Raw genomic sequence first — 20873 nt, 5'->3', positions numbered from 1 at the left:
GAAAACTCGAGCCTGCGGCCAAATACCATTACCATACTGCCAACCATACAAGTTGAGGCCGATTATGTCCCTTAAGTACCGAATTGTGCCGGTAACGCCTTTCGAACAAAACTGCACACTGATCTGGTGCGAAGACACCATGAAAGCGGCCGTGGTTGACCCCGGTGGGGATCTTGACCGTATTCAGGCAGCCATTGAAGCCGAAGGCGTCACGGTTGAGAAAATTTTACTGACCCACGCTCACATTGACCATGCAGGCGGCACAGCCGAGCTGGCCCGAACCGCCGACATTCCCATTGTTGGGCCACATAAAGAAGACAACTTCTGGATTCAGGGGCTACCCATGCAAGCCCAGATGTTCGGGTTTGCAACCCCAGAGGTATTCACTCCCGACCGCTGGCTGGAAGATGGTGACTCGGCAACCGTAGGCAACCAGACCTTGGAAGTCCTGCACTGCCCGGGCCACACACCAGGCCATGTCGTATTCTATCACCGGGATTCTGACCTGGCGCTGGTAGGTGATGTTCTGTTTAACGGGTCCATCGGCCGAACCGACTTTCCGAAAGGTGACCACGGCACGCTAATCCGATCTATCCGTGAAAAGCTCTTCCCGCTGGGCGACAGCATTACCTTCATCTCGGGCCACGGACCGATGTCGACATTTGGCCATGAAAAAGCCACCAACCCGTTCGTATCTGACCACCGGGGGTAATTCCCCCCCGGCTAGATCATAGCCGGGTTAAACGGAATTGTTCCACGGTTTTGCGCAAGGTTTCCGCCATTTCCAGAAGGTCCCCGGCAATGCGGGCGGTGTCTTGCGCATCACTGGAGGTTTGCTCAGCTGAACGGCTGATTTCGATGACGTTTTGGTTGATCGACTCCGAGACGGAGCTCTGTTCGTAAGACGCGTTTTCCATCTGCTCGTTCAAGCCAGTGATTTCCCTCACTGCAGCAGCAATGCCCTGCAACTCACGTTCAACTTTAAGAATGGCGTCTACCTGATTCTGTGCCAGCTCTGAGGCATGGCGCATCGTTCCCACGCAATCCACAACTTCCTGTTTCAGGCCATCAATGGTTTTGCGAATGTCTTCCGTGGCATCCTGAGTACGAGAGGCCAGTGCACGAACTTCATCTGCCACAACAGAAAAGCCACGCCCTTGCTCACCCGCTCGAGCTGCTTCAATCGCCGCGTTTAGAGCAAGTAGGTTGGTCTGATCAGCAATTTCAGAAATGAGCGCCAAGCGTGATGCCATTTCACTGGTGCGCTGATCAAGCTGCTCAATACGCCCTGCTCCGTTCTGCACTTCGGCGTTGAGCAGTTCAATGCCCTGAACGGCGTTACGGGCTAACTGCTCGCCCGCCTCTGCCGATGCAGCCGTATCTGCCGACTTTCGCGCGGTATCCGCCGCGTTCTCTCGAACCTGCACAGCCGATGCCGCCATCTCGGTCGTAGCATTGGCAACCTGATCGGTATTGTCTTTCTGAGCAAGTACCTCGTGTTCCGTGGTTTCAGCTTTTGCAGAGATAGAGCGCGCTGCGGATTCCACTTCGGCCGCATTTTCCATGACGGTGTGCATACTCTCGCGAATCTTGGCCATCATACGATTGAAGGCGCGGGAAACAGAACCGATTTCATCGTTGCGAGAAACTTCGAGTTCAACCGTCAAATCGGAATTGCGGGAGATTTCATCCATGCTGTCGTGCAATCGACGCAAACGCGAGAAGACCAACCGGCCCAACACTAGAGCGGTCAGTATGAAGATCGCCAGCAAAATAGCGACTTGCACTCCACCACCGAAGAGTAGCTGCGTCTGAAGTCGTGCATCACTTTTAGCCAGTGAGTAATCCACCCGAATAGCGCCCAGAACATCACCTTCCTGGCTCTGATGGCAGCTATGGCAATTCACACCCTGGTAATCTGATCGGGCAATGACCGGCTCAACCAAGGTATACACTCGACCCTTCTCATTACTGGAAAACTGTTCCACGCGTTCACCCGTTAAAGCGCGTCTATCCAGTGGTTCGCGTTTCCGCTCCGACGCACTGCCAGCACCAAACATGGCATTCAACTGATCGCTGCGAATAACCCGAACATCCAGAACCTCGTCAGACGCTATCGCTTTGTCACGTAACATGTCCCGATTACCAATAGTACCTGTCAGCATCATGGTATTAAGGCCATCAAAGTACGATTTCGCTAAGCCTTCGACGTATTTTTGACTGTATTCTTCTAGATGCGCACGCTGAGATTGGGCGCTAAAAAGCACCGTGAATACCAATATCACGGAGAATGCCGTTGCCAATGCAGCTAGCAATAGAAAACGAATGGAATAGTGTTTTTTCATGTGTCTCCGGCGGCGAATCATCAAAAGATGGGATACAGGATATGACGGCAGGTCGAGCCATAACTTTATAGGTTCTACTCTGATTTTTAGTGACTTAGGTCATTCAATCGGATGATTAAATAGCTTCCTTACAAAGAAAGACTTTTCTTAAAACCAAATCCGCACTATCTGGCATGAAAACTGCTGCTTACCTAATAGCTCACTCAGGCATCGGAAATCCGGCAGAATTTTGCCACCCAGGAGGAAACACACCATGTCGTTGCTGACATCATTGATCCAAGCCAGCACTCGCTTTCAGCAAACCATGGACACCCGCCAGGCTCCCTCGGGTAAGACCGACGATGGTGTGACGACTGAAACTCCGAAGCCCCAAGCTACCGGCAGCCCAGACGGTGACCGTTTCACGCCGTCGGAGCAAAAGGCACTGGATCCTGCCGACGTAAAGGTACAAAAAATACCGTTGAATCAATATAAGCAAACCGTAGCGCAGGATCTTTCCTACATCCGAGACACGTTGCGGCACAAACTTGCCGAGTACAACTTACATCCCGCTACTGCCCTAAACGTCAGCAAAGGCGAAGACGGAAACACAGTTGTTGAAGGAAAGGTACCCGACGAGATTCGCGGAAAAATAGAGCAGGATTTAAACAACAATCGGGATTTTACAGACGCCTTCAGTCGCCTGAGCGTCAGCGAGCCGACGTTGCATTTCATGGATAACGCTTTGAAGCTGAATCAGGCTTATGGCGTTCGCAACTCATTGCTAAGCGCACTGGTGAGTGAAAACCAGCAATTTAACGGCCTGCAGGATGTACTCCATCGGTATGACAGCCTTCGCCGAAACACCAGCGCCAATCAATCCGTGCCCGCGGGTGACTCACAGCGCTATGCATTTAACTTGAACGCCCGGGCCTGATCTCAAGCCGGGCGTACAAGCACACCTTAGAACATTATCCCTCAAACGGTGCCGGGTCGCCTTTGCCGACCCGAGTCACTTCGGGTACATCTCCGGTGAAGTTCACCACAGTTGTGGCTTCCATACCGCAGAACCCGCCATCGATGATCAAATCCAGCTCCTTCTCCAAAGCATCACGAATTTCTTCGGGGTCCGTCATGGGCTCGATTTCATCCGGCAAAATTAACGTGCTGCTCATGATCGGTTCGCCCAATTCACCCAAAAGCTCTCGCACAATGGCGTTGTCTGGAACACGAACGCCTATGGTACGACGCTTGGGATGCAATAAACGGCGAGGCACTTCACTGGTGGCATCCAAAATAAAGGTGTAAGCCCCCGGGGTGAATGTTTTCAGGAGCCGATACTGAGTGTTATCGACTTTGGCGTACACGCCTATATCAGAGAGATCACGGCACACCAGAGTGAAGTTGTGCTTGTCGTCCAGCTTGCGAATACGCTTGATCCGATCGGCGGCTTGTTTATCCCCCAGATGACAACCCAGCGCATAGCCGGAGTCGGTTGGGTACACAATCACACCGCCGTTACGGATGATGTCCACTGCCTGCTTGATCAAACGCTTTTGCGGATTCTCGGGATGAATTTGAAAAAACTGGCTCATGAATTAACTCCCTGTTTCAACTTAGCGGCCATCGAGGCATCGCCTTTGGAACCGCCCATACAATTTGGCGAATCAGGTGTTGCCTGCCCGGTTTTCGCCCACTCCTCTGGCGTGTACAAATGCAACGCCAAGGCATGTACTGGCCCGGCAAGCTCGTCGGCCAACACTTTATAAATCAACTGGTGACGCTTTACTTTCATCGTCCCGTTAAACGCGCCAGAAACCAAGGTCACTTTAAAATGCGTTTCGGAATTCGGCGGTACCGAATGCATGTGGCTTTCATTTTCCACCATCAGATGCTGCACTTCGAATGCATCGGCAAGCTTAGTTTCAATGGCATTCTGAACTTGCATAGTCACTTACCCTCCCATCAATATAACCCCAGTCTACTACACAAAGCGTGCCAGCCCAGAGCCTTGACACCAAGGAGCGAAAGGGCCACATTCCGGAGCCATTTATAGAACCCGTATACCATGCACCTGTATATAGCTGAAAAACCCAGTTTGGCACGAGCCATTGCGGCCGCCTTACCCGGCCCTTACCAAAAAGGCCAGGGGTGGATTCGCTGTGGCGAAGGGCATCATTCGGTCACCGTTAGTTGGTGCATTGGCCATTTGCTTGAGCCGGCAGAACCAGCCAACTACAACCCTGCTTGGAAACGCTGGCGTCTGGAAGATTTGCCGCTGGTTCCGGATCAATGGCAGCTGACCCCGAAGGACAGCGTTAAGCAGCAATTTAAGGTTCTCGAATCGCTCATCCGTAACGCCAAGCTGATCACTCACGCCGGCGACCCGGACCGGGAAGGTCAGTTGCTGGTAGACGAGGTCATTCGCTTTGTGGGTTCAAAGGTACCGGTCAAACGTGTACTGATAAACGACCTGACCCCCAATGCAGTCGCTCGGGCCATTGCCAACCCGAAAGAAAACACCGCATTCCGGAGCCTGTCTCACTCCGCCTTAGCCCGACAAAGAGCGGACTGGCTTTACGGCATCAACCTCACGCGGTTTTACACGCTCACCTATCAGCAACAAGGCGAGCAAGGCGTCTATTCGGTTGGCCGTGTGCAAACACCGGTTCTAGGCTTGGTGGTCGATCGAGACAACACCATCGAAAACTTCGAGCCCAAACCCTGGTTTCGAATTGAAGGTGTGTTTCAAGCAGCGGAGGAGGAATCAGATCCACGCCCGTTTACCGGGCGCTGGCTGCCGGACGGCCAATTCCAGGACCACCTGGACGAAGAGGGCCGATTGCTCAATCGTGATATCGCGAACGACATAGCCAACGCCGTAGACGGTCGGCCCGGACGAATTGTGGAATCGCGCTTCCGGGACCGACCAGAGCCCCCACCGCTGCCCCTGTCACTCTCGGCCCTACAAATTGAAGCCGGCCGATTGTTCCGCATGGGGGCGAAAGAGGTGCTGGATACAGCCCAGAACCTTTACGAACGCCATCAGCTTATTACCTATCCGCGTTCAGACTCACGCTACCTGCCCGAAGAGCACTTTAATCAGCGCGAACAAGTGATAAGGGCCATCGGCCGGGCCGCACCCGATTTGGCACCCCATACGGAACGACTCGACAGCAGCCGCCGGTCAGCAGCCTGGAACGACAAAAAAGTCGATGCACACCATGCCATTATTCCCACCGTTCGGCCCTCGCCGAACGGTAAACTCACTCCGTCAGAACAGAAAATCTACGGTCTGGTCAGCCGCTACTACTTGATGCAGTTCAGTGAGGATGCCGTCCACCGAGAAGGCAAGCTCACGGTGCAAGTGCAGGAGCACAAATTCCGCGCTACGGAAACAGCGTTGTTCAGCCCGGGCTGGAAAGCGCTGGAGTTGAAGCTCAAAGATAAAGCCAGTGAGCCCCAGAAGCCTCCGCTACCGCGGCTCGAACATGACGAGCCAACCATCTGCCGACAGGCCGAGGTGAAAGAGCGAAAGACTCAGCCTCCCCAGCACTTCACCGATGCCACGCTGCTTTCTGCAATGACTAACATTGCACGATTTGTGGCGAATGCAGAGCTGCGCAAGACCTTGAGAGAAACCGATGGTCTAGGCACCGAAGCAACTCGGGCTGCGATCATTGATACGTTATTCAAGCGAGATTATTTGCTGCGGGAAAAGCGGTTCATTCGTGCCACCGAGAAAGGCAAAGCACTGATTGCCGCCTTACCGGACTCCGCCCGCACACCAGACCGAACAGCGGTATGGGAAGCCACGCTGGAAGGCATTCGCCGAGGCGAAGACGATCCCCGAGCGTTCCTTGAAACCCTGAAGAATGAAATACGGGGCTTTATTCACCAGCTGGAAGTACCTAAAGGCGGACCACAGGGCGAGGCAAGCATCCATTGCCCCAAGTGCCGAACGCCGATGGTGCAGAGAGAGGGTAAATTCGGGCCATTCTACGCCTGCACCCGTTACCCAAAATGCACGGGCACGCGCCCTATGGAAGACAGCCAGCCTCAGGATGGGACCAGCCAAAAACCGGTGCCTTGCCCGCACTGTTTTTCACCATTGGTGCGCCGCCAAAGCAAAAAAGGTTGGTTCTGGGGCTGCAGTAATTTCCCAGCGTGCCGACAAACAGTTAATGACGACAATGGTAAACCCGCTTTAGTGTTACGGAATAGTACATATCGTCACTGAAACACGGCACTTTTTCTGGGATAATTGGCGTTGCTGCAGAGTTCATTATTTTTTCATTCTGCAAAAACGCCCCGCACCAAGTATCACGATAGAGGCTAAGCTCAATGCGCATTGCTCTGCTTGAAGATGAATTTGAACAAGCGCAAAACATTCAAGCAATACTGTCCGACAAAGGACACGAATGCGATAGCTTTGCCACCGGTCAATCCTTTCTCAGCGCCGTACTACACCGCAGTTACGACCTGATCATTCTGGATTGGCAGATACCGGACATGACAGGCATCGACGTTTTAAAAAGCGTACGCACTCACCTCGACTGGGCTATTCCGGCGATATTCCTGACCCAGCACGATAGCGAAAGTGACATTGTTTGTGCGCTCGATGCCGGTGCAGACGATTTCTTGGCAAAGCCAGCACGCGCTGCGGAACTCATCGCCCGACTGAACGCTCTGGCACGTCGCAGCAACCCTGAGAGCGATAAAGAGCTGCTGGTGTTCGGCCCCTTCGAGGTCAACATGAATCAGCGCAGCATTCACCTGCACGGCGAACTCCTGACCCTGACCGATAAGGATTTCGATCTGACGCTGTTCCTGTTCCAAAATCAGGGCCGCCTGCTCACACGGGACGTTCTTCTGGAACGAGTATGGGGAGTGGCACGAGACATCAACACACGCACCGTCGACACTCACATCAGCCGACTACGCCGTCGGCTGGGGCTCAATCCGGACAACGGCTTTCGGATTAAAACCATCTATCAGCGGGGGTATCGCTTGGAGGCCGTTCAAGCAACCGAAGCAACGGCACCCGCGAGCGACCTTACCTCCAATGCCTAAGCCGATCGTGCCTACCTTGCGCAACAGTCTGGCCTACTGGTTTGCACTGGCAATCACCCTCATGCCCGGCCTTGCGCTGGCAGAGTGGACGGTTGCTCAGGGTTCTGCGCCTGTGCCTTCCCATTCTGCAGAAACAATGTCGGAATGGGTCTACACCCTTCAAAAAAAGGACTCGTTGGCCAGCATTTCCGAGTCGTTACTGCAGAACCCCAGAGACAGCTACCGGCTACTCGCACACAACGGATTACCCGGCAACACCAGCCTCAAGGCGGGACAATCACTACGCATCCCGACTGCCTGGCTAAAGCGTCAACCCGAGCCTGTGCGAGTATCGTCCGTCAGCGGCAACGTTCAGCACATCTCGGGGTCCGATGCTCGTAAAATCGCTCTGACTGAGCAGTCTTTGATTCGAGTCGGTGACGAGCTTTTGTTAGGCGCCGGTTCAGCCACACTGACACTAGCCGATGGCTCCGAATTGCGGGTTTCGCCCAACTCCCGGCTAATGTTCAACCGGCTGACCCAGTACGGTAAAACGGGCATGGTAGACACTCGGCTTAGGTTACACAAAGGTGAAGTGCATTCCCGCGTAAAACCCCTTCGTGGAAATGGCTCCCGGTTTGAAATCACAACGCCATCGGCCGTAGTTGCCGTGCGTGGCACCGCGTTTACTCTGCAGGCGAATGCCAACGACAGCAGCGTCCAAGTACAAGAGGGCGCTGTAGATTTTGGTCGCCCCGGTAAGGCACAAAGAATTCCAGCGGGTTATGGCGCAAGCGTCGCCACGACAGGCTCAGAGCGTCTGCACATCCGCCAGCTGCCACCGCGCCCCGAAATTAACCCCGTAGAACCGTTGGTCAGCCAGCTACCGCTGAAACTATCTTGGCAAACAACGCTCGCTCCCGCCCATCGAATCGATATTTTTGAGACCTTCTCGGGTGGATGGGTACAAAGCCGCAGTGTCACCAGCAACCAATTCCCGATAGATCAACTCGACAACGGGCAATACGAAGTCCATGTTGCCGCTCTTGATAAACGTGGTATTGCGGGATTACCTTCGGTGATTCCGATCGAAGTGGAGCTGCATGCCAAAACTCCGGTACTTATAAGCCCTGAGAGCGATGCCAGTGTCGACGATGACATGCCGGAGTTTCGTTGGCAGCTGAAGGGGTCAAACGAAGTGGCTCGTGTCGAGATTTCACAAGACCAAACGTTCGAGAACCTGATGAGCACCAGTGAATGGGCTCCAGAAACTCGTGCGCTACCTTCACGAGCTCTAAGCCCGGGTACCTATTTCTGGCGGGTGACGACTGAAGCCGGCGGCACATCATTCGCAGCCTCCGAAGCCCGAAAACTCACCGTCAATGGCACCCTGCCACCGGTTCGAATCATCAACATCAATTATCTGGACAGTCAGGTTCGGGTATTTTGGGAGCAGGCTGATTTTGCTGACAAATATCGATTGCAGCTTTCTGAAGAACCCAGCTTTCAGAACATTATCAAAGAAGCCGACGTGCCAGACACCGCAGCCTCGTTGCGCCTGATTCCCGGGCGGCGGTATTTTGTGCGCGTGAAGGCGGTTTCAGAGGGGCCGGTTGCTAGCCGCTGGGGCCCCGGCCGCGAGCTGTATCTCGACTAATCACCGACTGAACCTGCAATAGCACGAGGCCCATGACCAAGGACTGGCTTACCATAAAAAACGCGCCGTGGGCCCTAGGCCTTTTACTGATCCTGAGTTTGTTTCTATTTCAGGGCAACGGGTTATCTGATCGTCTAGAGCATTGGCTTTACGATCAGACAATCACCACGTGGCCAACACTGGTAAACCATCAAGTTGCAGTGACCGCCATTGGCGATTGGGCCAGCGTCACCCTCAGCGTTCTGGTATTGATCATTCTGGCGGTTCTGCTACCACGACTCACACATTCCTATACGCTGATCACCTGTATGGCGATATTTGGCCTTCTTATCGCCGGCTATCTTCTGCTGCTGTTTTATCTGCGTATTCAGCTACCCATTATCGATACTCTGCTGTTGATACTTTTTGCCGTCCCCATTGCCACTGGATACCGGCTTGTCATGACCAACCGCTTTTTGAACCAACAGCTGGATGATATGGCGAGCACACCTCATCTGTCACTGCCGCAATCGACAAAACGGCAACCGGCTCAATTGCTGGAACATTTTCAAGCATTTCTTGAACCCGAAGGATGGTTGCTGTGGGAGAACGGGGAACTGCTTCAAATTCATGGTATGACCATGGCGCAAGCCCCCCATTTGCCCAAACCAGGTCATTGGGTTCATCAGTTGAATCAAAGCTGGGTAAAACTCGAGCGGGGTAGCTCGACTTATGTTCTAGGACTGTCCCTGAAAAACGACCTGAGCCGCGAGGTGACCCAACAATATTTGCGTGGTCTTGAGCTCGAAAGCGAGACAATCATGACGCCCACCCAGCACTCCGTTCAGGCATTCTCACCTCGTTTAGAGAAAGTACAGCTGGCAAACAAACGCCTTAGCCAGATGCAATCTTTCATTCAACACAGCTTCGAGCACATGCCAGACGGCATCATCGTGACCGATGAGCTTGCCGTTATCCGGTTTGCTAACCGTCATATTGAAAACTGGTTTCGTGAACCGATGCCAAGTCTCAGCGGCATGCCTCTGATTAAATTGCTTCAGGGCCACGACCCGCAAGAGAATCCTTCTTGGCACGAAATTGTCTCAGAAACCCTGACGCTGAGTGAAAGCCGCGCGGTCAATCTAAAGGTGCACGGCAGAGATTTTATCCTTCATTTGGCGCCCGTAACTCTTCCCGGAGACGCACAATCGGGCATTATCGCCAACATCTCTGACATTTCAGAACTCCGCGAACAACAGCGTCAACATCGACAAGTGATCGACTTCATATCCCACGATGTGCGCTCGCCGCTGGTGTCTCAACTCGCGTTAATTGAACAGTTAAAGCGGGACCCGTCGAACATCAACGAATACCAGATTGAACAGTTGGGCAAACTGGCACGGCGCAGCTATTCGCTGGCAGAAGAGTTCGTAAACCTGGCTCGCGCAGAACAGCTATCCGAAACCCGGTTTTATGATTGCGACCTGCTGGCTATTGTTGAAAACGCAAGAGACAGCGTCAGCGAACAGGCCTACGAGAAACACATTCGCCTGGAATTGAATGACACCGAAGATCTGTGGTTGCAGGGGAATGCAGAACTGCTGGAGCGGGCCGTCATTAACCTGCTTACTAACGCCATCCAGTACAGCGCTCCGAACACCACGATTACCATCCAGGTGTACCAGGCTGGCCACATTGCCGGACTTGCCATTGCCGACGAAGGTTCAGGAATCGATGAGCGAGAACTGCCCTATCTGTTCGATCGTTACCATCGTCCGCGCCATAACGAAATTGCAGGCAACCACGGCACGGGACTGGGTTTGGCGTTCGTCAAAACCGTCGTGGAAAAACATAAGGGGAAGATTTACGTCGATTCAATGCCGGGTGAAGGCACCACCTTCACCCTTAAGCTGCCGATTGCCGATCCAATGGGATAACGGGGCGACCGGAACGTCAAGATTGGATGGTTTTGCTTACAGGCTCTGAAGGCTCGCTGATCAGCCCTTGTTTATCCTGAACCTGAATCGTGAAATACCAAGTCCCAGTACCGAGACTCTCTACGGTATGAGACATTTCAGCGTACGACTCAGCCTCTTCCAGCACGATTTCTTCATTGAGATCTTCGATATTCTGGCCGTAGCGGATCACGTATTTATCCAGCTCACCCATGGCGATGCCATCACCATTGACGCGGGTAGCGGGGGCAGACCAACTCAATATAGCTGAACGAGGCTGTTCCGCCGACTCTGACTCCGTTGTCTCACCGGTGTTCGCTGACGAGCCCTTGCCCGTCTCAGCCGAGGCGGAACTATTCGTTCCGGATGAGTTCGATACAGGAGAATCAGAACCACCAGATCCTCCACCTCCACAACCCGTCAAAACCAATCCCAGAGCAAACGCGGCAATCCATGCCTTTGACATTTTAATGACGCGTTTTTCGTTCATCTCGCACCAGCTTTTCGTCGAATTTGTGAAATTCTATAAAATCGACGGAACCACTAATACGAGAAACGTCTGTCTTTTTGTTGTTAATTCGTCAACTTTTCGCCATTCCAGTTACAAAAGCCGGCAAATCGTTCAGTTAAGTTTCAAACCCGGGGCAAATGTATCTGGTAGTAAAAGATTGGTCGCCTCCATGCCGGCGACGGGGTAGGAACAATAGTCGGCCGCGTACCAGGCACTGGCCCGATGATTACCGCTGGCGCCCACACCCCCAAAAGGCGCGGAACTGGATGCGCCAGTGAGCTGTTTATTCCAATTCACAATGCCGGCTCGGATGCGCTGATAGAAATACTCAAAGCGCTCTTCGCTGTCGCTGAACAGACCCGCTGATAATCCGAAACGGGTATCGTTAGCCAGCCGAACGGCCTCATCAAAATCACCATAACGAGTAACTTTCAGCAACGGCCCGAAGATCTCATCATCGTCGATGTCGGCGACCGAAGTAACGTCAATGAGTGCTGGTGACAGCAAGCCGGTTCCTGGCTGAAGCTTTTTACCTGAAACCAACGCCACAGCGCCGCGATTCAACAGTTGGTCCTGAGCCGCCAGAACACCATCGGCAGCCGATTCCGATATCACGCTCCCCATAAAGGGCGCGGGGTCATCAAAGGCACCCCCCACTTTGATCGCCTCTACCGCTTTCGTGAGTGCAGACAAGAAGCCGTCTCCCCAGGTACCTTCCGGCACCAGCAAACGTCGCGCACAGGTACAACGCTGGCCCGAGGTAATATAAGCCGACTGAATGGTTTCATAGACCGCGGCCTGCATATCGGCTGGTTCATCAACAATCAGTGGGTTGTTGCCCCCCATTTCAAGCGCAAGAATTTTGCCGGGATTCCCGGCAAACTGCTTATGCAGTATCTGTCCGGTGGCGGAGCTGCCGGTAAAAAACAAGCCATCGATATCTCGATGGTTCGCCAGCGCGATGCCGGTTTCTTTGGCACCTTGCACAAGACTCAACGCTCCTTCAGGTAAGCCGGCTTCCAGCCACAACTCCACCATTTTCCCCGCCACGGCAGGCGTTAACTCGCTGGGTTTGAACACGACGGTATTGCCAGCAATCAGTGCGGGCGCTATGTGCCCATTCGGTAGATGGCCTGGAAAATTGTAAGGCCCAAACACGGCGACCACGCCATGGGGTTTATGGCGCAACACCGCCCGCGCGCCGGCAACTTCGCTGCTGCGCTGGCCAGTACGTTCGTTATAGGCCTTAACGGAAATTTCGATTTTCCCGATCATCGCTCCTACTTCCGTTCGTGCCTCCCAAAGGGGTTTGCCGGTTTCAGCGGCAATACAATTGGCAAACGTCTCTTTCTGCTCACCCAGCAATTCGGCAAACCTTCGGGCGATGCTCACTCGTTGTTCAAAACCTACCCCCACCCATTCGGAACTGGCTTTTCTTGCAGCCACCACAGCCGACGAAACCTGAGTGTCATCGGCTGCATTCCCCTGCCAAAACAACTCACCGGTGGCCGGGTTCAGCGACGAAAACGGAGCGCCCTGCCCTTTGAGCCATTCGCCGTTAATCATTACCGGAAGCGTCATTTGAAACTCCTTGTTAACAGAAGGGAATTGAATAGCAGGCCTTGCTGCATTTGGAATAAGCGTAGCAGGCTATAGGCGGTACAGCCTTGAGCAAATCAGAGGAGACGCCGGTGAATTACACTTTCAACGCCTGAATATCCACCGGCGGTACGCCAAGGTCTTGCCACTTCTCAGGATGACAGGTGAAAAGGAGTATCTGGTGGCGTGTGGCGGCATCGAACAAGATACGTTTCATGTCATCTAGTCGTTCTTGATCGCTGTGGACGAGTGTGTCATCCAGAATGATCAAGGTCGGGCGGCCGGCTTCGCGCAGCAAATCCGCGTAGGCCAAACGGCTGATCAAGCCCATTTGCTCCCGGGCACCAAAACTTAACTCTGTCACCTGACCAAGTTCCGCTCCCCGTGTGAACGTTCCGGGGCGCAGGTGCTCATCCACTTCGAGAGTGGCTTGAGGAAACAACACCGATAGATAGTGATGAAGGTGCTTTTGTAACGGTGCTTGTAGCCTTCGGGTTAACGCCTGTCGCTTCTCGGTCAGCGAGGCCAGCAACAAATCCAGCGCCCGCGCACGGCGGTGCAACTCCTGATAACGGCGATAGCACCGCTCAAACTCTGCCGTTTGATCGTTGAGCTGTTCTTCCAATCCTTCCGCGCCCCAGGCTTCTAATCGGACTTTAATATCCCGAAGCTCGCGTCCGCGCGCCTCGTGGGTCTGGCGGAGGTTGGCAATGGTGCGTTGATAACGCTCTATGTCTTGCTTAAGTATATCTGGGCGAGCGTTCAGGATTTCTCGTGAACGACGCTCTATGCTTTCTTCCAGCGCTTTAGCTTTGCGCCCAAGGCCAAGCAATTCTTCCGCAATTTGCTTCAGTTTCTGCTGTCGCTCCGGGCTTTGCTCTTCATCGGCTAACCGTTGCCACTCCGCTTGCGCGGTGCCTCTGGCCTGCTGAACCGACATCATTGCGCTGCGATGTTTCTGATCTTGCGCTTCCGCGGCGGTTAGAGCAGCCGCTGCACGTTCAAACGCAGCGTCCGCCGCAACCAACTCGAGCACCTCTTTAGAGGCATCAGGCTTGGGCGTAGCCGACAATTGCTCCGTGGCACTTTCCAGCTCTCGTTGTGCTTCACTCTGTTCGAGCAAAAGTGGATCAATGCCCGTTGGAGCGACCGATTTGAGCAATTCTTCAGCGTGTTGTTGCGCCCGCCCGGCCGTTTCGAAAGCCGACAACCGGTTCTCAGCTGATAGCACCGAATCGACACCCAACGTGCTCTGGAGCTCAGCCACGGTCTGCTGCAAGGTAGCGAGGTTTCGCCGGGTGCTGGCCAGTGATTCACCGCCCGGGGTAATTCCCAAGGTTCCCACCCCCGGAATCACGACATTGGATTCCTCCAACAACTGCTGTTCGCCTTGGCTATGCAGTACCTCGCCGTTCAAGGCGACAGATCGTTCGGGCTCAAGGTTCCAACTAAAGCGGGTGGCGATCGCGTTTGAACGGATCGTCTCTTCGTTCAACTGACGCTCTGCGATTTTCAGGCGCTGCACCGCTGCCGCATCGATCCGGTTGTCCCGTACCTGCTGACGCGCTTGTTCAACCTGCTGTTGATAGTCGCGGGCCTTAGTCAGATTCTGAGCCAGCTGCTGGACACGCTGTTGCAGACGCGTTGCGTCCTGCTCCAATCGGGTTCGGGCCTCATGCAGGCGGGCTTGTTTAACGTGCTGCTCGGCCATTTCATAACCGGCCTTGGCTTCGCGTAACCGGGCCGCATTAGCAGGCGCTTGCAACTCCAGCCGCTGAACATCGGCCTGCGCTTTTTCCAAATCGACTTTGCGGGCTGCCAATTGCCGACTCAGGTTTTCTTGATACTCTTGGTTTTGCTCCAACAAACGCCGGCTCTGCTGCAGTTGTTCGAGCGTCGCTTTCTCCTGAGCCTGCGCCTGTTCCAACTGCTGAACTTGCTGATAACGCACCTGAGTTTCGTCCAGCTGCCGCTGCGCGTCTTCCCATGGACGCTCGGCTTCTGTGCGCTCATATTCCTTGGTGAGCTTGCCTAAGCGGTCTACCTGCTCCTGATACCTCAGAATGCGTTCTTTCAGCTCGCTGATCGTCTGCTCCGCTTCCAAGCGATCTTTATCCAGTTGCGCGTATTCGCCTCGAGGCTTTCCCGTTCCGGTCAGAAGCTGATTACGCTGGACGCGAACCGCCTCGATAACCTCGTCTCCGCCGGAACTGGCCACTTCTCCCACGAGTGAATTCAAAGCCGATTTCAGGTGATCCCCGGCGTGCTCAACCGACTGTTCCAGATCTTGCCCGGTGCCCTGTTCAACCCAGAGCAACCCTGGAATACCCCAATGCTCGGCTTTACTGGCGCCGCGCTTGGGATATTTATAACCCAACAGTTCCGCCAGTTTCTCTTCTGCATCGTCTTCACTGAAACTGCGGGTACCAATGGTCAGGTCACACCGTTTGCGCTGCAGGAAGCTTTTGGTCAATCGCCACGCCTCGCCTTGGTGCTCGAACTCCAGGGTCACCGTGGGAGCGGCGGCAGAATCTCCCCACGGACGCAAATCATCCACCGCCGTTGATCGGTAACGTTCGAAGAACGCACCACGAATCGCTCGAACCAGCGTACTTTTGCCCGATTCATTCGGGCCGTGTATCAGATTCAAACCGGGCTGCAGGTTATCCAGAACAAAAGGATTCCGGAATTGACGCAGCTGCTCAACACGCAGGTTTTGCAGTTTCATTGGCCCGCCTCCTGCTCTCGGTCTTTCAGCAAGCCGGCAAGAATCGCCAGCGCATCCCGCGCTTCTTCACTTTGTTGCTCTTGTTGTTGCTGCCGAAGCTCTCCAATCACCTCACCGACATAACCATCTGCATGCAATGCAGCGATATCATCATCAGTAGGTTCAAGCTGGAGGTTACTGCGGTCGCATTGAATGCTGCGAAACCGGGCTTCAGCCACCGAGAGCGCATCCAGAAGCCGATCTTCGCCGGCTAAGGTGATCGCGCCTTCAAGACGAAGATCCACCACCGACGCATCCGGCAAAGCTTCCAGCCGCTTGAGAAGCTCCTCAAGATCAGACTCCACCGTCAGAATCTCCCGCCACTGGTGCCATTGGTATTGGCCGGTCGCCACCCGAGCGACGGACGGAGTAGCGCCGGGGGTGGCAATTTCAACAATAAGAGCATTACCAGCATCGTTGTTCCGGAACCGCTCAGCTTCATGAGTCCCGGAGTACCAAGTACGCTCGTTGACTTGCTTGGTCCCGTGCCAGTCTCCCAAGGCGAGGTAGTCCAACCGACTCGCATCCGCGCGCTCGGGCGCAATCGGGTTGGTGGCGTCAATGTCTTCAGACAGCAGGCCTTGCACACTGCCATGAGCCAAACCTATCCGGAGCAAATCATTCGGGGTTTCGTATTGAGAAAAGGGTTCGGTAAGGTCGCCGTAGGTGTGACGCTGGGTCAGAGGTGCACACAGTATCGCCAACCCTTGAGGTTCCAGGACGATGACTTCGGGCTTCAGCGCCAGATGCATGTTATCTGGCACCGCACCCAAACGCCGGGCCCGGGTCCACACGCTTTCCGCCAGTGCGGCATCGTGATTGCCGGGCAACATCACCCAAGGGCCAGTAAAGTCTTTGGTAGCATTAAACACACGGCGAATGGTGCGGTCAGACACCGTTTGCGCATCAAAGACATCTCCGGCCACCAACACCGCATCGCACTGATGCTCATTAGCCAACTGTGCAAGCTTTTCAATCCCCGCAAAGCGGGCTTCTACCAGCGCAGCACCGTCTTCGATTTCAAACCGGCTGTAGGAACGCCCCATTTGCCAGTCCGCTGTGTGCAAAAACCTCGGCATACTACCTTCCTTAGAGAAATCCGATAATGTGGGCGTTTCAGGCTCCGAGCCCTGTGATGACTGCCTCGCAAACCTGATCCTGATTCATTCCTTCACTCTGAATCGTCAAATCCGCGTATTGCGTGTACAACGCAAATCGCTCATCAAACAGATTCGACAACGATTGGTCAGGACGCCGGGAAATGCCCCGAAGACTGTAATCGCCAATGCGCTCGACGACACACTCCAGAGGGATATCCAGAAACACCACCGTACCATTGGTTTTGAGGTGTTTCATCGCCGCTTCACTGTAAACCGCGCTGCCGCCGGTACTGATGACCTGCCCGTGAACATCGAGCCCTAGCAAGACCTGCTCTTCGATATGACGTAGGGCTACGTAGCCATCCTGATCAACAATTTCCTGCAGAGTGCGCCCCGCCTCTTGCTGAATCAGCAGGTCGGTGTCAACAAAACCGAGCCCAAGGCGCTTAGCAACCAATACGCCGACGGTACTCTTGCCGCTGCCCGGCATGCCGATAAACACAAGATTTCTTGTATCCGCCACCATCACTTACCTTTTGCTTCAGCCGCTCGGCTGGCGGTCGCGGTAAACAGTACGTCGGTTGACGAGTTCAATGCCGTTTCCGTGGAGTCTTGCACCACGCTGATTACAAAACCAATCGCCACCGCTTGCATGGCCACTTCTGTTGGAATGCCGAATAGGCTAGTCGCCAATGGGATCAACAACAACGAACCACCGGCCACCCCAGATACGCCACAAGCCGCCAGTGCCGACACCACACACAACAACAATGCCGTCGGGAAATCCACGGGGATACCCAGCGTGTTGACCACCGCCAAAGTAATCACAGAGATCGTAATCGCAGCGCCCGCCATGTTGATGGTCGCACCCAGAGGGATTGAAATTGCGTAGGTATCTGCGTCCAACTTCAAGCGTTCACTGAGCTCAAGGTTAACCGGAATATTAGCTGCAGAGCTTCGGGTAAAAAACGCTGTGATGGCGCTGCCACGAAGACAAGCGAAAACCAGCGGGTAGGGGTTCTGACGCAACTTGAAGAACACAATCAACGGGTTGGTCACCAACGCCACAAACAACATACAGCCCACGATAACCGAGAGCAGCTGACCGAAGCCCAGCAACGCACCAATGCCGGCTGTGGCAAGGGTATTGGCTACAAGGCCAAAAATACCCAGCGGCGCCAGACTGATAATCATACGCACAACACCAGATACCGCGTCTGACATATCAGTGAGTACATTTCTGGTTGCCTCGCTGGAGTGTCGCAGCATCAGGCCCAGCGCAATAGCCCAGGCGAGAATGGCAATAAAGTTCGCGTCCATCAGCGCAGTAACCGGGTTAGTAACGGCGCTCAGCACCAGGTTGTTCAGAATCTCGACGATACTGCCCGGAGGATTACCGCTGACTTCCGGAATATCCAGAACCAGCTCCGTTGGGAAGGCGAAGCTGGCCGCTACCGCCACCAGTGCGGCAACCAAAGTACCCACACCATAGAGCACGATCACATCGCGAATATTGGTGGGCTGCCCCTTTTGGTGACCCGAGATAGCCGTCATCACAAGCACGAATACCAAAATCGGTGCAACCGCCTTCAAAGCATTAATGAATAACTGGCCTAGCAATGAGAACGACTGTGCCATCTCTGGCAGGGAGATCGCCAGGATAACGCCAGCAACGATGCCGATGGCAATCTGGGTAATCAGGCCCAGCTGGAGAAGCGGGCGAAACATACTGTATAGCCGAGCGGACATAACAAGCTCCTGTTGAGTATTCGAAAACGGGCGCACTCCCGGCACTCATGCGCCACCGGAACAATTGCCACCCAGAAAACAAAAGGGCAGATCAGCCTGTTACTGATCTGCCCTTTTATGTGATCGCCGGCATTTCGTTGAAATGCAAAAATCGCCGACCCACGTCTGTCTCGCCTTCCGGCGAAACTTTTCTGTATATCCATATGTGAAATGAATTATTCCAGACATGACCGCGAGAGGCAACGGGCACCTAGTGGGTTTTCGGTGGCGTCCAAATTGGAACATCTTCTGGCTTGGGCTCTTCCCATTCGCGATCCATCGCGTTGTTCAAGGCCCCCTCCAGCTTCATGAATAACTCGCCATACCTCGGACTGAAATGAATGCCCTCTTCGATTTCCTTCCAGGCCTCGAACAACTCATCCTCATGAGCTCGCTCGTTATCAACGAAGGTCCAGGTCATCTGCCTTGCTCTCAATGGATGTACGCCCATAGCGGTAAGCGCATGGCTGCCGAGCTCGAGCGCCGAATGGTAGGTTTCACTGACGACATCATCCGCACCGGCAACCCTAAGTTGATAACCATGGCCGCGATCAAATGCCCGGGCCAACACCCAAACACCGGGGAAGAACCGCTTTACATGTTCCACCATAGCCACTGTGCGTTCCCTGTCATCAATCGCCACCACCAGCAACCGCGCTTTGGCGATACCGGATTTTTCCAACAAATCGGGCCGACTGGCATCCCCGAAGAAACTTTTGATATTGATCTGGCGAACGTTTTCAATCTGCTCAAGCTCGTGATCGAGCACCACGATGGGAACGTTATTTGCCCGCAGTAAACGGCACACGATTTGGCCAAAACGCCCTACCCCGGCTACGATAACAGGGGCTTCTTCATCAATCGTATCGGCTTCAGGCTCATCGCTTTTGGCACGCCGGTAACGTGGCAATACAACGTAGTCGTATACGATGAACAGCAGAGGAGTCAGGAACATGGAAAGCGCAACAACCAACGACAGAACCTGAGATATTTCCAACGGGATTACATGGCTTTGCACACTATAGGTGAGCAGCACAAAACCAAATTCACCCGCTTGCGCCAGCCCTAGGGTAAACAACCAGCCATTGGTGCTGCTCACGCCAAACAATTGAGCAAGCGCAAGTAGCACCAATGCCTTGCCAACAATGACGGCTATACCCAGAGACACCACCGTGCCCCACTCGGCCGCCAACACCTCGAAGTTGATACCGGCGCCAACTGTGATAAAGAACAGCCCCAGCAGCAACCCCTTAAAGGGCTCGATATTGGCCTCTAGCTCATGACGAAACTCACTGTTGGCCAGCACCACCCCCGCGAGAAAAGCCCCGAGGGCTGGAGATAGGTTCACCACGCTCATCAATGCCGCGATGCCGATCACTAACATCAGTGCTGTGGCCGTAAACACCTCACGCAACCCGGACTGCACCACATAACGAAACAACGGTCGGCTCAGGTAGTAGCCGCCGACAATAACAAACGCCACAGCCCCCACCACAACCAATGCATGCCCCCAACCGGGCAGGTGCTCGACGAGGCTCAGCCCCGACTCCGAGTGCGTCGCGGAGCTCGCACTTTCCTTAAGGTTAGGCAGTGCCAGTAAAGGAATAAGGGCAAGCATCGGTATGACGGCTATGTCTTGGAACAACAGAACCGAAAACGTGTTACGCCCACCCTCCGTTTTCGCCAACCCCTTTTCATCCAGTGTTTGCAGCACAATCGCCGTCGACGACAGTGCAAAAATAAGCCCAATGGCCAGCGCAGTCTGCCAAACAACGCCCAGCCACCAGGCTACAGACATACCAGCAGCAGCCGTCAGAGAAACCTGCAAACCGCCGAGCCCCAACAACCGCACTTTCATTGCCCAGAGTGCTTTCGGATCGATTTCCATCCCTATCAGAAACAGCATCATCACCACACCAAACTCGGCAAAATGCTGAATGGTGGTGGTTTCTTGGCCAACAAGGCCCAGTACAGGCCCTATTACAACACCTGCGACCAGATAGCCAAGCACAGAGCCCAGGCCAAGACGTTTTGCTAAGGGCACGGCAATGACCGCAGCCAGGAGATAGATAAATGCTTGAATGAAGTAGGAGGTCATCTGTTATGAGTACCACGTTATGGTTTTACGATACGGCTATTCC

16 protein-coding genes are annotated in these 20873 nt (G+C 54.1%); 6 read left to right on the top strand and 10 right to left on the bottom strand.

Annotated features, from left to right (window positions below):
* Window positions 1–64 precede the first annotated feature (64 nt).
* The gene (locus K5L82_RS04020) at window positions 65–712 is read left to right on the top strand and encodes an MBL fold metallo-hydrolase (RefSeq protein ID WP_223133252.1); all 648 of its coding nucleotides are present in this window, start codon (window positions 65–67) and stop codon (window positions 710–712) included.
* 16 nt (window positions 713–728) lie between these two features.
* Here the strand turns inward: K5L82_RS04020 and K5L82_RS04015 are convergent, their stop codons facing one another.
* A complete protein-coding gene (locus tag K5L82_RS04015; protein WP_223133251.1) occupies window positions 729–2345 on the bottom strand; it encodes a methyl-accepting chemotaxis protein in 1617 nt (538 codons plus the stop codon).
* 253 nt (window positions 2346–2598) lie between these two features.
* Here K5L82_RS04015 and K5L82_RS04010 point away from each other — a divergent pair, with 253 nt between their 5' ends.
* A complete protein-coding gene (locus K5L82_RS04010) occupies window positions 2599–3261 on the top strand; it encodes a hypothetical protein (protein ID WP_223133250.1) in 663 nt (220 codons plus the stop codon).
* 34 nt (window positions 3262–3295) lie between these two features.
* Here K5L82_RS04010 and K5L82_RS04005 read toward each other — a convergent pair whose 3' ends face one another.
* Together K5L82_RS04005 and K5L82_RS04000 are read right to left on the bottom strand one after the other, a co-directional pair.
* The gene (locus K5L82_RS04005; RefSeq protein ID WP_223133249.1) at window positions 3296–3919 is read right to left on the bottom strand and encodes an L-threonylcarbamoyladenylate synthase; all 624 of its coding nucleotides are present in this window, start codon (window positions 3917–3919) and stop codon (window positions 3296–3298) included.
* Window positions 3916–4272, bottom strand: a complete 357-nt coding sequence (locus tag K5L82_RS04000; RefSeq protein ID WP_133005098.1) for a BolA family protein — start codon at window positions 4270–4272, stop codon at window positions 3916–3918. Before K5L82_RS04000 ends, K5L82_RS04005 begins: the two co-directional genes overlap by 4 nt.
* Before the next feature lie 120 nt (window positions 4273–4392).
* On the opposite strand from K5L82_RS04000, the gene K5L82_RS03995 reads away from it, so the two are divergent.
* The 4 genes from K5L82_RS03995 (at window position 4393) to K5L82_RS03980 (ending at window position 10949) form a co-directional block, all read left to right on the top strand.
* Window positions 4393–6564 carry a DNA topoisomerase 3 gene (locus K5L82_RS03995; protein ID WP_223133248.1) on the top strand — a complete coding sequence of 724 codons (2172 nt, stop codon included), beginning with the start codon at window positions 4393–4395 and terminating at the stop codon, window positions 6562–6564.
* A gap of 104 nt (window positions 6565–6668) precedes the next feature.
* Window positions 6669–7397, top strand: a complete 729-nt coding sequence (locus K5L82_RS03990) for a response regulator transcription factor (RefSeq protein WP_133005096.1) — start codon at window positions 6669–6671, stop codon at window positions 7395–7397.
* Window positions 7390–9033, top strand: a complete 1644-nt coding sequence (locus tag K5L82_RS03985) for a FecR domain-containing protein (protein ID WP_223133247.1) — start codon at window positions 7390–7392, stop codon at window positions 9031–9033. Before K5L82_RS03990 ends, K5L82_RS03985 begins: the two co-directional genes overlap by 8 nt.
* 32 nt (window positions 9034–9065) lie before the next feature.
* On the top strand, window positions 9066–10949 hold the full coding sequence (locus K5L82_RS03980; protein WP_223133246.1) for a PAS domain-containing sensor histidine kinase: 1884 nt from the start codon (window positions 9066–9068) through the stop codon (window positions 10947–10949).
* A 16-nt stretch (window positions 10950–10965) separates the two neighbouring features.
* Here the strand turns inward: K5L82_RS03980 and K5L82_RS16605 are convergent, their stop codons facing one another.
* The 7 genes from K5L82_RS16605 to K5L82_RS03945 form a co-directional block, all read right to left on the bottom strand.
* Entirely contained in the window at window positions 10966–11457 is a 492-nt protein-coding gene (locus K5L82_RS16605; protein WP_262492492.1) for a fibronectin type III domain-containing protein, read from the bottom strand.
* A 132-nt stretch (window positions 11458–11589) separates the two neighbouring features.
* A complete protein-coding gene (gene astD, locus K5L82_RS03970; RefSeq protein ID WP_223133245.1) occupies window positions 11590–13059 on the bottom strand; it encodes a succinylglutamate-semialdehyde dehydrogenase in 1470 nt (489 codons plus the stop codon).
* A gap of 115 nt (window positions 13060–13174) precedes the next feature.
* Complete coding sequence (locus tag K5L82_RS03965; protein WP_223133244.1) at window positions 13175–15805, bottom strand: AAA family ATPase; 2631 nt, start codon at window positions 15803–15805, stop codon at window positions 13175–13177.
* Entirely contained in the window at window positions 15802–16923 is a 1122-nt protein-coding gene (locus K5L82_RS03960; RefSeq protein WP_223133243.1) for an exonuclease SbcCD subunit D, read from the bottom strand. Before K5L82_RS03960 ends, K5L82_RS03965 begins: the two co-directional genes overlap by 4 nt.
* Before the next feature lie 37 nt (window positions 16924–16960).
* Window positions 16961–17470, bottom strand: a complete 510-nt coding sequence (locus K5L82_RS03955; protein WP_223133242.1) for a shikimate kinase — start codon at window positions 17468–17470, stop codon at window positions 16961–16963.
* The gene (sstT, locus tag K5L82_RS03950; protein ID WP_223133241.1) at window positions 17470–18693 is read right to left on the bottom strand and encodes a serine/threonine transporter SstT; all 1224 of its coding nucleotides are present in this window, start codon (window positions 18691–18693) and stop codon (window positions 17470–17472) included. Before sstT ends, K5L82_RS03955 begins: the two co-directional genes overlap by 1 nt.
* 250 nt (window positions 18694–18943) lie before the next feature.
* Window positions 18944–20830, bottom strand: coding sequence for a monovalent cation:proton antiporter-2 (CPA2) family protein (locus tag K5L82_RS03945; protein ID WP_223133240.1), 1887 nt, complete (start codon window positions 20828–20830; stop codon window positions 18944–18946).
* Window positions 20831–20873: the final 43 nt, after the last annotated feature.

The sequence above is a fragment of the Marinobacter sp. AL4B genome, from assembly GCF_019916045.1.
Classification (GTDB): Bacteria; Pseudomonadota; Gammaproteobacteria; order Pseudomonadales; family Oleiphilaceae; genus Marinobacter.
The sequence above is the reverse complement of the archived record's forward strand: the minus strand, read 5'-3'. Positions and strand labels throughout refer to the sequence as shown.